This window comes from Marinobacter salexigens (assembly GCF_002806945.1).
In the GTDB taxonomy this organism is placed as follows: Bacteria; Pseudomonadota; Gammaproteobacteria; order Pseudomonadales; family Oleiphilaceae; genus Marinobacter; species Marinobacter salexigens.
On the sequence record NZ_NIHC01000003.1, the window covers coordinates 269,915 to 284,262 of the forward strand.

At 54.7% G+C, this 14,348-nt stretch carries 13 protein-coding genes; 8 read left to right on the top strand and 5 right to left on the bottom strand.

Annotated features, from left to right (window positions below; all coding sequences use genetic code 11):
* Positions 1–26: 26 nt before the first annotated feature.
* Positions 27–545 (bottom strand): Hcp family type VI secretion system effector, encoded by a 519-nt coding sequence (locus CDH47_RS06185; RefSeq protein WP_100638986.1) that lies wholly within the window; start codon positions 543–545, stop codon positions 27–29.
* A gap of 364 nt (positions 546–909) precedes the next feature.
* On the opposite strand from CDH47_RS06185, the gene CDH47_RS06190 reads away from it, so the two are divergent.
* Positions 910–3,249 (top strand): sensor domain-containing diguanylate cyclase, encoded by a 2,340-nt coding sequence (locus CDH47_RS06190; RefSeq protein WP_100638987.1) that lies wholly within the window; start codon positions 910–912, stop codon positions 3,247–3,249.
* Between the two features lie 10 nt (positions 3,250–3,259).
* On the opposite strand, the gene CDH47_RS06195 is transcribed toward CDH47_RS06190, so the two are convergent.
* Together CDH47_RS06195 and CDH47_RS06200 are read right to left on the bottom strand one after the other, a co-directional pair.
* Complete coding sequence (locus tag CDH47_RS06195; RefSeq protein ID WP_239985599.1) at positions 3,260–4,027, bottom strand: sulfite exporter TauE/SafE family protein; 768 nt, start codon at positions 4,025–4,027, stop codon at positions 3,260–3,262.
* Positions 4,018–5,157: a transglycosylase SLT domain-containing protein gene (locus tag CDH47_RS06200; RefSeq protein ID WP_153045469.1), complete on the bottom strand. Its 1,140-nt coding sequence runs from the start codon at positions 5,155–5,157 to the stop codon at positions 4,018–4,020. The genes CDH47_RS06195 and CDH47_RS06200 overlap by 10 nt, the downstream gene beginning before the upstream one ends.
* A 52-nt stretch (positions 5,158–5,209) precedes the next feature.
* Here CDH47_RS06200 and CDH47_RS06205 point away from each other — a divergent pair, with 52 nt between their 5' ends.
* The 6 genes from CDH47_RS06205 to CDH47_RS06230 all read left to right on the top strand — a co-directional run bounded on the left by CDH47_RS06205 (position 5,210) and on the right by CDH47_RS06230 (position 11,244).
* Entirely contained in the window at positions 5,210–6,712 is a 1,503-nt protein-coding gene (locus CDH47_RS06205) for an amidase (RefSeq protein WP_193601585.1), read from the top strand.
* Between the two features lie 111 nt (positions 6,713–6,823).
* Positions 6,824–7,438, top strand: a complete 615-nt coding sequence (locus CDH47_RS06210) for a hypothetical protein (RefSeq protein ID WP_100638990.1) — start codon at positions 6,824–6,826, stop codon at positions 7,436–7,438.
* A 65-nt stretch (positions 7,439–7,503) separates the two neighbouring features.
* Positions 7,504–8,607: a PLP-dependent cysteine synthase family protein gene (locus tag CDH47_RS06215; protein WP_100638991.1), complete on the top strand. Its 1,104-nt coding sequence runs from the start codon at positions 7,504–7,506 to the stop codon at positions 8,605–8,607.
* A gap of 112 nt (positions 8,608–8,719) precedes the next feature.
* Entirely contained in the window at positions 8,720–9,727 is a 1,008-nt protein-coding gene (locus tag CDH47_RS06220; RefSeq protein ID WP_100638992.1) for a methionine ABC transporter ATP-binding protein, read from the top strand.
* On the top strand, positions 9,727–10,392 hold the full coding sequence (locus CDH47_RS06225; protein ID WP_100638993.1) for a methionine ABC transporter permease: 666 nt from the start codon (positions 9,727–9,729) through the stop codon (positions 10,390–10,392). Before CDH47_RS06220 ends, CDH47_RS06225 begins: the two co-directional genes overlap by 1 nt.
* Before the next feature lie 69 nt (positions 10,393–10,461).
* Positions 10,462–11,244, top strand: coding sequence for a MetQ/NlpA family ABC transporter substrate-binding protein (locus CDH47_RS06230; protein WP_100638994.1), 783 nt, complete (start codon positions 10,462–10,464; stop codon positions 11,242–11,244).
* A gap of 108 nt (positions 11,245–11,352) precedes the next feature.
* Here the strand turns inward: CDH47_RS06230 and CDH47_RS06235 are convergent, their stop codons facing one another.
* Positions 11,353–12,006 (bottom strand): peroxiredoxin, encoded by a 654-nt coding sequence (locus CDH47_RS06235; protein ID WP_100638995.1) that lies wholly within the window; start codon positions 12,004–12,006, stop codon positions 11,353–11,355.
* Between the two features lie 174 nt (positions 12,007–12,180).
* Positions 12,181–13,542, bottom strand: a complete 1,362-nt coding sequence (locus CDH47_RS06240; RefSeq protein WP_100638996.1) for an alanine/glycine:cation symporter family protein — start codon at positions 13,540–13,542, stop codon at positions 12,181–12,183.
* Between the two features lie 227 nt (positions 13,543–13,769).
* Between CDH47_RS06240 and CDH47_RS06245 the strand changes: the two genes are divergently transcribed.
* Positions 13,770–14,201 (top strand): CBS domain-containing protein, encoded by a 432-nt coding sequence (locus CDH47_RS06245; protein ID WP_100638997.1) that lies wholly within the window; start codon positions 13,770–13,772, stop codon positions 14,199–14,201.
* Positions 14,202–14,348: the final 147 nt, after the last annotated feature.

Genomic DNA, 14,348 nt, shown 5'->3' on the forward strand with positions numbered 1-14,348 from the left:
CCCTCTTTTTGACATCAAAGCGTAAATTACGCCTCGATCGGCGAACGCCAGTCGTCTGCACCGGAAGTGCCGGCAACAGTGTGCTCCCAGGTTACCTTGCGGTAGGACAGGGATACGGTTACCAATTGGGTGAAGTCAGCGCTGGCTGCGTCCTGGCAGTGGGGCATGGTGCAGTTGATGTCGATAATGGTGGCATCTTCCAGGATGGTAGAGAAGAAGTGCTCCTGCTTACCTTCAACCGACGTGCGGTACCACTTCAGCTCAACCTTTGGCAGCATTTCGCCGGAGGCCAGAGCGTTGTACATCAGCGGTGTGGACTTGTTCAGTGCAGATGTAAATTTGAACGGCTTGTGTACACGCTGACCAGAAGGCTGGCCAGACTGGGGATCGGTAGGAACGGTAACAACGTGGCTGAATTCCTGAACCAGCACTTCGTCTTCATGACCTTCAACGTAGATGTTGCCTACGGAATCAGAAGTGAATGCTCCAGCGGTGATGTTGCCCTGGGTTTTACCTTCGATACTGATATAACAAGGAGTTGGCATAGTCTGCTCCATGACGTTTTAATGAGTGAATGTCCTTGGGTGCTCCCTGGACGCCTGGATATAAACAAAGCTCGTGCCAAGTTGATAAATCTGATTTAAAACAGAAGGTAAGCGTTTTTTTGCAAAGCCGTTTTTTGCGCTGAGCAAGCTTATGCTCAGCATCTGAGCGAGAAATTGCTGCCTGAGCCAATAATTGCCCGGGCAGGGTGGCGTGTCTATTTCCGGTCTGTAATCCTCCGCCTCGCAAGGCTCTGGTAGAATTTGCGTCGTTATGAAGTTCGTTTTCCTGACTGATCTGATTCGCACCCGGAGGCTTGGCCATTAACATTCAATCACTGCAGAACCGAGTCAATCTGTTGTGTTGATGCGGCGCTGGCTAAGCAGCCTGGTTAACCGGGCGGTGCTTCTCGTTGTGATTGTTGTCGTTCTGACAGCGCTTCTGATTGCGCTTGCGGGCGCTCTGCTTAGCCGGCTGGAGCTTGAGCAGCAGGCGGTCACCCAGGTCGAAACCATTGCACAGCTGGTTGCGGGAGAGCTGGATGACAAGCTATCCCAGCGTTTGAACGCGCTGAGCCACGTTGCCGAGAGCCTCACCATGAGTGAGGCGGCTTTCGAGATGCGCGCAAAGATCCTGATGCGTCGCCAAACGGCATTGCAGCACCTGTTTGATGGTCTTTATCTGATTGATGCGAAAGGCAAAGTGATTGCGGAGAATCCTGAGGCTCTGAATATGATCGGGACGGATGTCAGCAATCGTTCGTACTTCCGCCTGTCTTCCGAACAGCTTACCCCTCTTACCAGTGAGCCTTACCGCTCGCACTATCAAGACAGAGCCGCTGTGATGGTGGCTGCCCCGGTATTCGATCATCGGAAGCGTTTTATTGGCATGTTGGGGGGGGCAATTGCGCTTGCGGGTGAACATCTAATTGAAGAATTTTCTGATATCCGCATTGGTAAAACCGGCTATCTGGCCATCGTAACCCGTGACGGAATGGTTCTGGCCAATGGCCGTACTGGCGAGGTTATGCAGTCGATAAGCGATCCCAATCCGCTGTTGAAAGATGCGATGGACGGATTTGAAGGCACCGCCAGGACCCGCAGCTCTGAGGATGAAAATATTATCCTGTCGGTTCAGCAAATGTCTGAGGTGCCCTGGTTTGTGGCCGCTGTTTGGCCTGCTAGCGAAGCCTACGCGCCTGCTACCCGAATCAAGGATGCATTTCTCTGGATTTTGTTGGTGGTGATGCTGCTGTTTGTTCCGGTGGCCATGTGGCGCTTTCGTCGCCTGATGGCACCTTTGGTTGAGCTTGGACAGCAGGTGCGTGAACGCCATCTGGGAGTGCGAAACACCCCGGTGGGGGTGACCGGTAGTTCGGAAATAAGCCAGGTAGCCGACATATTCAATATGGTTATGGATGAGCGAGATGATGTTCTTAGCTCTCTTGCCGAGCGGGAAGCGTTTTTCAGATCGCTCACCCGGGGTGCCCCTATCGGCATTGTGCAGGCCGATGTACTTGGCCGCATCGAATTCGTGAACCCCGTGTTTGAAAACATTATCGGGCTGAAACAGGCTGAGCTTTCAAACACTCATTTATTCGATTGGGTCTCTGATGATGACCGCGAGATGGTTATTCAAGATTGGAGGCAAGCACTTGATAAGCAAGAAATATTCCGCGGTCGCTACCAATTGCAGGGGCCGAATGCCGGCACGCCGGTTTGGTGCCAGGTAATGGCGGCGATCCTTGAAACCCCTGAAAAGGTTATGGGAACCGTCACGGTGGTAAGGGACATTACTCACGAACTGGAAGTAGAAGAAGCCCTGCGCGATGAACAGCTGAGAGCGGAGAGCATACTGGGAGTTATGCAGGACGGCGTCCTGATGGTGGATACCTGTGGTGTTATCCGATACGCGAACCAGGCCGCGGCGCACTTTTTAGGTGCCGATGGGGAGTATGTTGGCAAAAATGTATTTGAGCTGGTGGGTATCGACCATGAGAATCAGGCCCTCAGCCATGAGTGGTTTCTTGATCGGGATGACCTGGACAGCCTATACGTTACCCTGCGCAATATCAGTGGCGATCTGTTTGATGTAAACCTCAGCATGATCCACATCCGCCAAGGGCGGCAGAACGAGCGGCTGGTATTTGTGCTTCGGGATGATGCCGAGCGCAGGCGCAAGGAAGAGCGGCTGTCCTGGGAGGCAAGCCACGACAGCTTGACGCAACTGCTAAACCGTCGCGCTTTTACCGCATCGCTCACTAAGTGCCTCAGCGATATGCCTGCTCAGGATGCCCGCTCTGTACTGATGCTCATTGATCTTGATCACTTCAAGCCAGTGAACGACGAAGGTGGGCACCTGCTTGGCGATGATTTACTGCGCCGTCTTTCCGAGTTGTTCAAGGATTCGGTACGCCAGACAGATACGGTTGCCCGCTTGGGCGGCGATGAGTTTGGAATTATTCTGCCGGCATGTGGGGTGGACAGAGCCAATACTCTGGCTGAGTACATTCGCGCGGGTGTCGAAGCGCTCGAAATAGAACACGAGGGCCGGATGTTCGGGGTGACGGCCAGTATTGGCGTGACGGAATTGCACCCTACCGACCGCGAGCCTGAAGATGTGGTGGCTCGTGCCGATGAGGGCGCTTATGCTGCCAAATCACAAGGCCGTAACCGGGTTGTTGTGATACCTGCGCCGGAGCAGTAACAAGGCCTCGTTATGCCCACCAGTGTGCGGCCAGGCTGGCTTGCCAAATCAGACGCAAAGCCAGAGTGGTGAGAACCAGATTGAGCGCTTTGCTGAACCATTGATTGTTAAGTGAGTTCAGGAGGCGCAAACCTAGCCAGGTACCGGCAAAGCCACAGGCAATCATGGCCAGAATAAAGGGCAGCCAGTGTGCAAATACAAACCCCGTTATGCCAAAAACCAGAGCCTTGGGAGCGTGCTGCAGAACCATTGCAGTAGCAAATGTGGCGACGGTACGAAACCGGTCCGCATGAATCTGCTTGATAAATGCAGCGACCAGAGGGCCGGTAGCACCCACAAATAAGCTGATAAAACTGGTTACTGTGGCAGCAACAAACACGCCAATCGGGCCGAGTGCGCCTTTTGGCAAGGCCGGGCCCCAGCACAAGTAGAGTACAAAGAAGGCTATGGCCAGTTGCCATAAATAGGCTGGCAGGCTCACCAGAAACCAGGCTCCAACCACCGCACCTGCAATAACGCCAGGGACGAATGCAGCAATGGTTTTCCAGTCAATATGCTTCCAGGTCAGGGCCGCCCGACCACCGTTGGAGCCCAGCTGAATCATTCCATGAACAGGAATAATGGCCGCTGCAGGCATCCACGTGGCCATGAGAATCAGCAGAAGTACACCTCCACCAGCGCCCACGCTGGCGGTGATCATTGAGGTAACCACAGAGCTGGCCAGCAGGAAAAGCGCCACCGACAGGCTAAGGCTCTCGGGGAGCATTGTTATTTCCACGCGCAAAACTCCTCGGATTCAAGCGTTGGTGTTCGGCACAAGGCTTCAGTTGCCAGCTGCACATCGGCCACATAATACAGGGACGCCAATCCCAGCCTGTCACGACCGAGATTGTGAAACACCATGCCAAAGGCGATGTCGCCGGCGGTAAAGCGTTCGTGGTTGGCTGCAAAGTACTTGGCGGGCTTTGCCAGTATTTCATTATCAAGCAGTGCCTGCACTCGGCCAGCACCGCCGTGGTAGGCCTGAATCAGCAAGAGTACAAATAGCTCGTTACGTTTATCCTCGGGCAAGTGGCCGAAGCGTTCATCAAAGGCTGGCTCCAGATTACGGGCATTCTGTTGCATCAGGCGCAGGGCGCAATCAATTTGTGCGAGTCTGTGCCAATAGTTCTGTGGTTTTATTTCGCAGTCTTTCAGTGCAGCAGGTGAAAGCTGGAGAATGCCTTTGGCATTTGCCCGGGAGTGCGCTCTTGCCTGCCCGCCGCTTTCAATCAGGATTTGCCCAGCCAGGTATTTCGGCAAAACTGCAGGCAATGTATAGCGCTTTTGCTCGCTCCGGTGTTGCACTATGTACATGAGTGCATCGTGCAGGGAACCCGGCTGTTCTCGGGTTGCGAATGACAGGTCGTCCCATGCGCCCCAAACCCGGTCTTGTCCCCTGGCGCCGAGGTAACGGCCAACGGCGAGTTCCAGATTCACATGAGGCTGGTCGCAGGCCAAGGCAAACGGGTAGCCATTTGTGTTCGCATCACCCGCAATCCATTCATCGGCTTGACCCTTTGCGTGGAGCGCCTGGCGAGTTTCGTTCAGGCGCTTTTGAGTGGCGGCACTGGTCGTACCATTGCTGATCCAGCCCAAAAACTGCCCTCGCATATCAAACAGAATGTGACGTTCCGGGCTTGAGCAATAGCCGGACTCCTTCAGTACCCAGCGGCGGATGGTAAGAATGTTTGTGTACACGCCCTGGCTGACCCAATAAGGCGAATTTCTCACAATGGTTGTCCAGCCGGCAGGCTCAGCCATGTTGTTGTCCGCCTGTGTCTCTTCAGCCTTTGCTGGCGTATGCGCCAGTGTGGTCAGGGTGAAAAACAGAACAAGCTGACGTAAGCTTGCGAATCTTGAATTCATAAGCAATGTGTCCGTGGCACTTCGGGCACCACAATAACAAATGGGCGCCACTATGAAGCAATCTGAGTATCTGCGTTATGACGCCACCGCACTGGCTGACCTCATCCGCCGCGGTGAGGTGACCTCCCGTGAAGTATGCGAGGCCGCGGTGGAACGGGCAACCACTGTGAACGGTTCCCTGAACGCTATTTGCTTTCCTCAGTTTTCTGAAGCCCTGGCGCAGGAGTTCTCTAAGCAGGGTACCTTTGCCGGTGTGCCACTGTTGCTTAAGGACCTGGCACAGGAACAGGCTGGCCGGCCTTGTGCCTATGGCAGCCGTGGTTTCCAGAACTACATTGCGCCACAGGATTCGGAGTTTGTGCGCCGCGCTCGTGAAGGTGGACTGTTGTTTTTGGGGCGGACAGCAACGCCGGAGTTCGGCCTCAAGGCCGTCACCGAGTCCGAGCTGTGGGGGCCATCCCGCAACCCCTGGAACACCCAACTTACCCCCGGGGGCTCCAGTGGTGGTTCCGGTGCCGCTGCCGCATCGGGCATAGTGCCCATGGCTGGCGCCAACGATGGCGGTGGTTCTATTCGCATTCCTGCTGCTTATAACGGGCTGTTCGGGCTAAAACCTTCCCGCGGCCGAATCTCCAGCGGACCCATGATGGGTGAGGCATGGACCGGAGCTTCCTCAGACCATGTGGTTACCCGCACGGTGCGCGACAGTGCTGCCATGTTAGACGTGCTCAGCGGCCCGGCCTCCGGAGATCCATTTGTTGTTCCCTCTCCCAACGAGGCTTATGCGGGGTTGATGCAAAAGTCCCCCGGTCGCCTGAAAATTGGAGTGTTCACAGCATCACCCTACGGCACCGAGGTAGCTCCTGAGTGCGTTACAGCTGTTGAAGAAACGGCGCGAATCCTGGAAAACCTGGGGCACACCGTTGAGTACGCCCGGCCGGAGTTTGATGGCATGGCGCTGGCGCGCTGTTACCTCGGCCTCTATTTCGGTGAGGTGTCCGCCATGATGGCGAAAGCCAAGGGGCAGCTTGGCGCAGCGGACAGTGATTTTGAACTGGATACGCGGCTGATGGGTATGTTGGGGGACACCATGCCGTTGTCAGACTACGTGCTTCGCCGCCAGCAGTGGAATGAGTTTGCCCGGGCGCTGGGCGCGTTTTTCGCGGGTTACGATATGTACCTCTGCCCTACCACCGGCCAGTTACCGGCCCGCATTGGCGAGCTGGATACACCGGCGCACCTGAAGCTGGCAGCAAAGCTGATGCTGGCCCTAAAGGCCGGAAAACTGCTGCACCGTAGTGGCCAGGTTGATCAGATTGCGATGGAAAGCCTGGCCCGTACACCATTTACGCAACTTGCCAACCTGACGGGAACACCGGCCATGTCAGTGCCCATGCACTGGACGGCCGAGGGGCTGCCGGTTGGAGTGCACCTTGGGGCACCCCATGGCGGAGAGGGTGTACTGCTGCAGTTGGCGGCCCAGCTTGAAGAGGCTGCACCATGGTTTGGCCATTACGAGCGGCTTGAAAAAGCTTTTCCGGCAACAGGCTTGTGATCTGCTGATCGAAACCCCACGTTTATCTTTCCATACGTATCAGGCTATGCTGTGTATCAGGAAGACGATCTTCCTGATACACCCTGATGGCATCGAGGAGGCGAGCGTATTATGAACCAACCGATGGCAATCGAAGAACTGGTATCAGTAGCACAGGCAGAAGCCATGGGGGAGCTGGATGCTCCGATGATGGCGATTGTTCTGGCCAGCGAGCAAAGCTATGACTTGCCCATCAACTCACTTGAAACCGATGCCGACAAGGCACGCTGGGGATTGATTCTCCGCGCTGCCCGCGAGCATGTTGAAGCGGATGCCGTGGCGGTTCTGTACCCCGCCTGGACAACCATTCGTGAAAAAAAGAAAGATACAGAAGAAGATGATGGCCTTGAATCCTCATCAAATGACCGCCCCGAGGAGGAGCCAAACGAGCCCATAGACACTTTGTTTGTGCAACTACATACCCGGGATCATGTGTACTGGCGTGGATTTGAACAAATCCGGGACCCCAAGCACCAGCGCATCATCGGCTTTCGCCGGATCAAGGCGCTGTCTACGGACTACCGGCGTGATGAAGAGCCATCGATCGCCTCCTGGCTCAGCACGCTGTTCGACCCCCTGCCAGAACATGGTGAGGATATGGATGTTGATCTTGAGCTGTCTGGAGTTATGGATGAACCGGAAGTCAGTGCTGCGCTATACCCAAGACAGTTGCGGGCGCTGCACTAACTGACCATTCTGAAACCCTGAATTGAAAAGCCGGGCCAAACGCCCGGCTTTCAGGACCCGCGACCATGCAAAATCACGCCGAGTGGCTATCCGATGCCATCGCCCGTATTGATGCGGATTTCAACCGATCATCAGACACCCACCTGATCAAACTGGATCTGCCCGGGTTGCAGAACGTCGATGTCTACCTCAAGGACGAATCGACCCACCCCACGGGCAGTCTCAAACATCGGTTGGCGCGCTCGCTCTTTCTGTTCGGGCTCTGTAACGGCTGGATCACGCAGAACACCCCCATTATCGAAGCCTCCAGCGGTTCCACGGCGGTGTCTGAGGCGTATTTTGCCAAGCTCCTGGGGTTGCGCTTCATAGCTGTGATGCCCAGAACCACATCGGCTCAAAAAATCGCCAAAATCGAATTTTATGGTGGTGAGTGCCATCTGGTTGATAACGGCAGTGAGATTTACACCGAATCGCAGCGGCTGGCCCGTGAGCTGGGCGGACACTATATGGATCAGTTCACATACGCTGAGAGGGCGACGGACTGGCGGGGTAACAACAATATTGCTGAAAGCATTTTCCAGCAGTTACAGCGGGAGCCACACCCTGTTCCCCGCTGGATTGTGGTCAGCGCCGGCACGGGCGGCACCTCCTCAACCATCGGGCGTTATATCCGCTACGGCGGACACCTCGCTCAAGGTTGCGAATTGTGCGTGGCCGACCCTGAAAACTCGGTGTTCTATGAGGCTTTCGCCAGCGGCCGATTGGATATTACCGGCCAGTGCGGCTCACGCATTGAGGGCATAGGCCGCCCAAGGGTAGAGCCCTCTTTCAACCCTGCGGTCATCGACCGCATGGTGCGCGTGCCTGATGCCGCCAGTTTTGCTGCGCTGCGCTATCTCGAGCGTCATCTGGGGCGGCGTTGTGGCGGCTCTACGGGCACCAATCTGATTGCTACGCTAAGCCTGGTCAGCGAAATGCAAAAAGCCGGTGAGAAAGGTTCAGTCGTCACACTTCTGTGTGACGGCGGCCATCGTTATATCGACACTTATTTTAACCCCACCTGGGTGGCCAGCCAGGGTTTGGATTTAACGAAATGGGAGGCGGCTCTGGATAACTTTGATCGTAGCGGCCTGTTCGAACCGGGTCTTGCCAGCAAGTCCGTACGCTGATTCCGCACGCTGCCCAACTGTGCGGGCTCTCGTGGTGATTTGTGGGTTCGGGTTTGGCCGGTGAATAGGCTATAATCGCCCGCTTTAATCCTGCACCCACAAGGCGCTGACCGTGATTGTATTTAACCAGGTACAGAAGTCGTATCAGGTGGACGGCCGGGCGATCCCCGCGCTGCACCCAACTGATATGACCATTGAAAATGGCGAGGTATTCGGGATTGTCGGGCATTCCGGGGCGGGGAAATCTACGCTGGTGCGCCTGATCAACCTTCTGGAGCCGCCCACAGGTGGCGATATTCTGATTGATGAGGAGAATATCACCCACTACAGCGCTGCCGAATTGCGCGCTTTTCGCCGCAAAGTCGGAATGATTTTCCAGCACTTCAACCTGCTTTCCTCAAAAACCGTATCGGACAATATTGCCTTCCCCATGAAGCTGGCGGGTATCTATTCCAAAGCGGAAATCCGCGATCGAGTGCAGGAATTGCTGGATCGTGTTGGGCTGACTGACCACGCCACCAAATATCCATCGCAATTATCGGGCGGGCAGAAACAGCGGGTAGGAATTGCCCGGGCGTTGGCTTGCAGGCCGACTATTCTTCTGTGCGACGAAGCCACCAGCGCTCTGGACCCTCAAACGACGCAGTCGGTGCTTCGTTTGCTTTCCGAGATTAATAAAGAGCTTGGCCTCACGATAGTGCTTATTACCCACGAAATGGACGTTGTGCGCAGAGTGTGTGACCGGGTTGCGGTGATGGACGCTGGCCGTGTGGTGGAAATGGGGCCGGTAAGTGAGGTCTTCTTGCACCCGAAGCATCCCACCACCCGGGACTTTGTATTTGAAAGTGAAAGCATCGACAGTCAGGAACGGCAGGAAGACCTGCAAAAGGCCAGTGGTCGTATTTTGCGGTTGACCTTCAAGGGCGAATCCACCTACCAACCGCTGTTGGGAAGCGTGGCCCGAGCGTCAGGCGTGGATTTCAGCATACTCTCGGGCCGTATTGATCACATCAAAGACACCCCTTACGGCCAGCTTACGCTTTCGCTGGTAGGCGGTGATCTGGAGGTGGCAATGACTGCCCTCAAAGCGGCCGATGTACATGTGGAGGTGCTGCGCTGATGGAAGCCTTACTGAGTAATGTGGATTGGCCAGAGATCGGCATAGCGAGCTGGGACACGCTGGTAATGGTCGGCATGTCGCTGCTGTTCAGTGTGCTGGCGGGCCTGCCCATTGGTGTGTTGCTATTCCTGACAGGTAAGCGCCAGCTACTGGAACAGCCGCTGGCATACGGCGTATTGTCATTCGTGGTCAACGTACTGCGATCGGTTCCGTTCATTATCTTGTTGATTGTAATGATCCCGTTCACCGTGATGTTGATTGGCACTTCATTGGGCGTGGCGGGTGCCATTCCGCCGCTGGTTGCCGGCGGTGCACCCTTCTTCGCTAGACTGGTGGAAACCTCGCTGCGAGAAGTCGACCGTGGCATCATCGAAGCCACTCAGGCCATGGGCGCCAACGTGCGGCAGATCATTTTCGGCGCCTTGCTGCCGGAAGCCCTGCCGGGCATCATCGCAGGTATTACGGTTACCGCCATTACGCTGGTGTCCTATGCGGCTATGTCTGGCGTTATTGGCGGCGGCGGTCTGGGTGATCTGGCCATTCGTTTTGGCTATCAGCGGTTTCAGACGGATGTGATGGTGATTACTGTGGCGCTTCTGGTGATCTTCGTACAAGTGTTGCAGATGGCCGGTGACCGCCTGGTTTTGTATTTCAGCCGTAAGTAGTCTGGGTTCCGAGTAAGCCTGCGACTGCACCGATTTCACAGTAAATATCAGTAAACAGGAGAGTATTTAATGAATTTCAAAAAAGCCCTGGTAGCACTGGCTGCCGCATCTGTTTTTTCTGCAGCGGTCTCCGCTGAGAAATTGTCTGTAGCCGCAACCCCCGTACCCCATGCTGAACTGCTGGAGTTTGTGAAACCACAGCTGGCAGAACAGGGCGTGGAGCTGGATGTAAAAGTATTTACCGACTATATCCAGCCAAACGTACAGGTAGACCAGAAGCGCATGGACGCCAACTTCTTCCAGCACCAGCCGTACCTGGATGAATTCAATGACGGGCGTGGCACAAGCCTGGTGACTGTTACAGGTGTTCACGTTGAACCGTTTGGCGCTTATTCAAACAAGATCCAGTCTCTGGATGAGCTGAAAAATGGCGCCACCATTGCCATTCCGAACGACCCGACCAATGGTGGCCGCGCTCTGCTGCTGCTGCAAAAAGCCGGGCTGATCACTCTGAAAGAAGGCAGCAAGATCACCGCAACTCCGCGGGATATTGCCGACAATCCCAAGAAGATTGACTTCAAAGAGCTGGAAGCCGCAACACTACCAAGGATTCTTGGCCAGGTGGACGTTGCCCTCATCAACACCAACTACGCCCTGGAGGCTGGCCTGAACCCGTCTGAGGATGCCCTGATCATTGAAGGTTCCGAGTCTCCGTATGTGAACATTCTGGTAGCGCGTCCTGATAACAAAGACAGCGACGCCATGCAGAAGCTGGCAAAGGCTCTGAAGTCTGATGAAGTTCGCGATTTCATCAAGGAAAAGTATGAAGGAGCTGTTGTTCCGGCGTTCTGATCAAAGCCTGATCACGACCCGAAAAAATGGCATAAAAAAGCCGGGCAGTGAAAACTGCCCGGCTTTTTGCATTCAGTACCTTCTACAATCAGTCGTCGGAGTGGGTGATTAATCACCACTCCAGTTAGCTGAGGGGTCAGGCGTCATCCGCAGATAGGACTTCACCTTCTTGTAGCCCTTCGGGAAGCGCTTCGCGATCTCATCCTCATCCTGAAGTGACGGCACAATAACAACGTCTCCGCCGCGTTCCCAGTTGCCCGGAGTGGCGACTTTGTGGTCGTCAGTCAGTTGCAGTGAATCAATTACCCGCAGAACCTCATTGAAGTTGCGGCCGGTGCTGGCTGGGTAGGTGATGATCAGACGAACTTTTTTGTTCGGATCAATCACGAACAGCGAGCGCACGGTCAGTGTGCTGTCGGCATTGGGGTGAATCATGTCGTACAGCTCGGCAACTTTACCATCATGGTCTGCAATAATCGGGAAGTTCACCGCGCAGCCTTGGGTTTCGTTGATGTCCTTGATCCATTCGTGGTGGGAATCAACCGGGTCAACGCTCAGCGCAATGGCTTTAACGTTGCGTTGTTCGAACTCGTCTTTAAGCTTTGCAGTGAGACCCAGTTCTGTGGTGCACACAGGCGTAAAGTCTGCAGGGTGAGAAAACAGCACACCCCAGCTATCACCTAGCCAATTGTGGAAGGAAACTTTGCCTTCACTGGAATCCTGTTCAAAATCCGGCGCAGTATCGCCTAGACGTAAACTCATATTTGCTCTCCTTCGGTGTCACTTGTTAGTGGCTTTATTCGAGCTTCCGATGGCCATGCGACCACCGGAACTATCTTTTAAGTGTATACGAGTATCATTGGTTGGGGATGAGCTGATTGCAAGGGCCACTTGATTCACCTCATCCCACATCGGGTGTCTGCTGGTTTTTTCAGGTCAGAATCCTGCCGCAGTCTTTCGTTCAAAATGCTCTTTCGTCAGTTTGAATACAACGGGGCTGAGTAACAACAGGGCAATCAGGTTGGGCAGAGCCATCATGGCGTTCAGGGTGTCTGCCACCAGCCATACCAAGCCGAGATTCACGGTGGCACCAAGGGGAATAGCAAGGATCCAGGCTACACGGTAAGGCACGATGGCCTTGACCCCGAACAGGAACTCAACGCTACGCTCGCCGTAGAACGACCAGCCCAGCAAGGTGGTAAAGGCGAAAATCGCCAGAGCCAGCGCCACCACGTAATCACCCACACCGGGAAGCGCATGGGCGAACGCCATAGAAGTGAGCTCTGCGCCAGACTCGCCAGAGGTCCAGGTGCCTGAGGTGATGATAACCAACCCGGTGATGGTGCAAATGATGATAGTGTCGATAAAGGTGCCCAGCATGGCTACCATACCCTGATTGATAGGGTTTTTGGTTTGCGCTGCAGCGTGAGCAATGGGCGCGGAGCCCAGGCCAGCTTCGTTGGAAAAGATACCGCGAGCGACACCAAAGCGTATGGCAGCCCAAACAGCAGCGCCGGCAAAGCCCCCTTCTGCAGCAATGGGGCTAAAGGCGTGTTCGAAGATCAGCGCAAATGCAGCAGGAACTTCAGAAATATTGATAGCCAGGACAACCAGGCCAGCAGTCAGGTAAGACAATGCCATCAGGGGAACCAAAGCGCTGGCTACCTGACCAATACGGCGGATGCCGCCAATCAGTACCAAGCCCACCAGAACCATCAAAATAATGCCGGAGATCCAGTGGGGAAGGCCGAAGGTGGCTTCCATTACATCTGCAACCGAGTTGGCTTGTACGGTATTGCCAATGCCAAACCCGGCAATGGCGGCAAAAATGGCAAAGAGTACGCCCAGCCAGGCCCATTTTTTGCCAAGACCATTGCGAATGTAATACATGGGGCCACCAACGTGAACGCCCCGCTCATCCACTTCACGAAAGCGCACGGCAAGCACGGCTTCGGAATACTTGGTGGCCATGCCTACCAGTGCGGTTAACCACATCCAGAAAAGCGCGCCCGGCCCGCCCAGAAAAATAGCGGTGGCGACACCGGCAATGTTGCCTGTGCCGACGGTGGCTGCAAGGGCTGTCATCAGAGCCTGGAATGGCGGGATTTCACCATCAGATTCCGCATCCTTTGAGCTGCGCCCCGTCCACATCAGGCGTATGCCGGTGCCTAGCTTGAGTACGGGCATGAGTTTAAGGCCAAGACTCAAGAACAGGCCAACGCCAAGGATCATGATCAACATGGGCGGCCCCCAGACCAGCCCGTTGATTGCACCTACTATATTTTCAAAGGCTTCCATGGGGTTCCCCTTATGCATGCCAAGTTTTTAGTATTGTGTTTTTACTCGCATGGAGTATAAGTGGTTGAGTTTAGTCGGATATCGGCATGTGTAAACCGGCGGGCGCGGAAAATTGAGGAATGAACGTCTATTGCCTATGTTTACAGTGGAGTACAGGGTATACAGTAGAGTATCGGTTCAGGCACCACTTTTGCTGCAGGGTCATTCAATGATGCGAGGAGTTCGCCATGTGTGCGCTTAGAGTTTCCAATGTTATGTCTAACCATATTGAACCCATCCGATGCGGAACGCCGCTTACCGCAGTGGTCAAGGCGCTGCTGGAGAATCACATAACCGGGCTACCTGTAGTTGATGCAGAGCGACGAGTGCTGGGCTTTGTATCGGAACAGGACTGCATCCATGCGCTGCTGGTCAGCAATTATCATTGTGAAGGCGATCCAATAGTAGACGATGTCATGTTCCGTGAACCTCTGGCAATTCCCCCAAGCATGGCGATAGTTGATCTTGCCCAGAAGCTTGGCTCTGGCAAACCGAAAGTGTACCCCGTTGTGGAAAATGGAAAGCTTATAGGGATCGTAACGCGTACAGCGGTGCTCGCGGAGCTGGCCCGTATTGGCTGTGGACTCGAGCTTTCAAAGCACACAACCGCAGACGACTAACCGCAAGGTTAGTCGTAGACAGCTACAATATGTACGGTTTTGTTGCCCAGTACAGGTGAGTTGTAAAAAAAAGATAGCTTACGGCGAATCTCAAGTTGCGTTGGACTATGCTTTCGTTCTTAACATTGCGCTTTTATGGACAGGTGC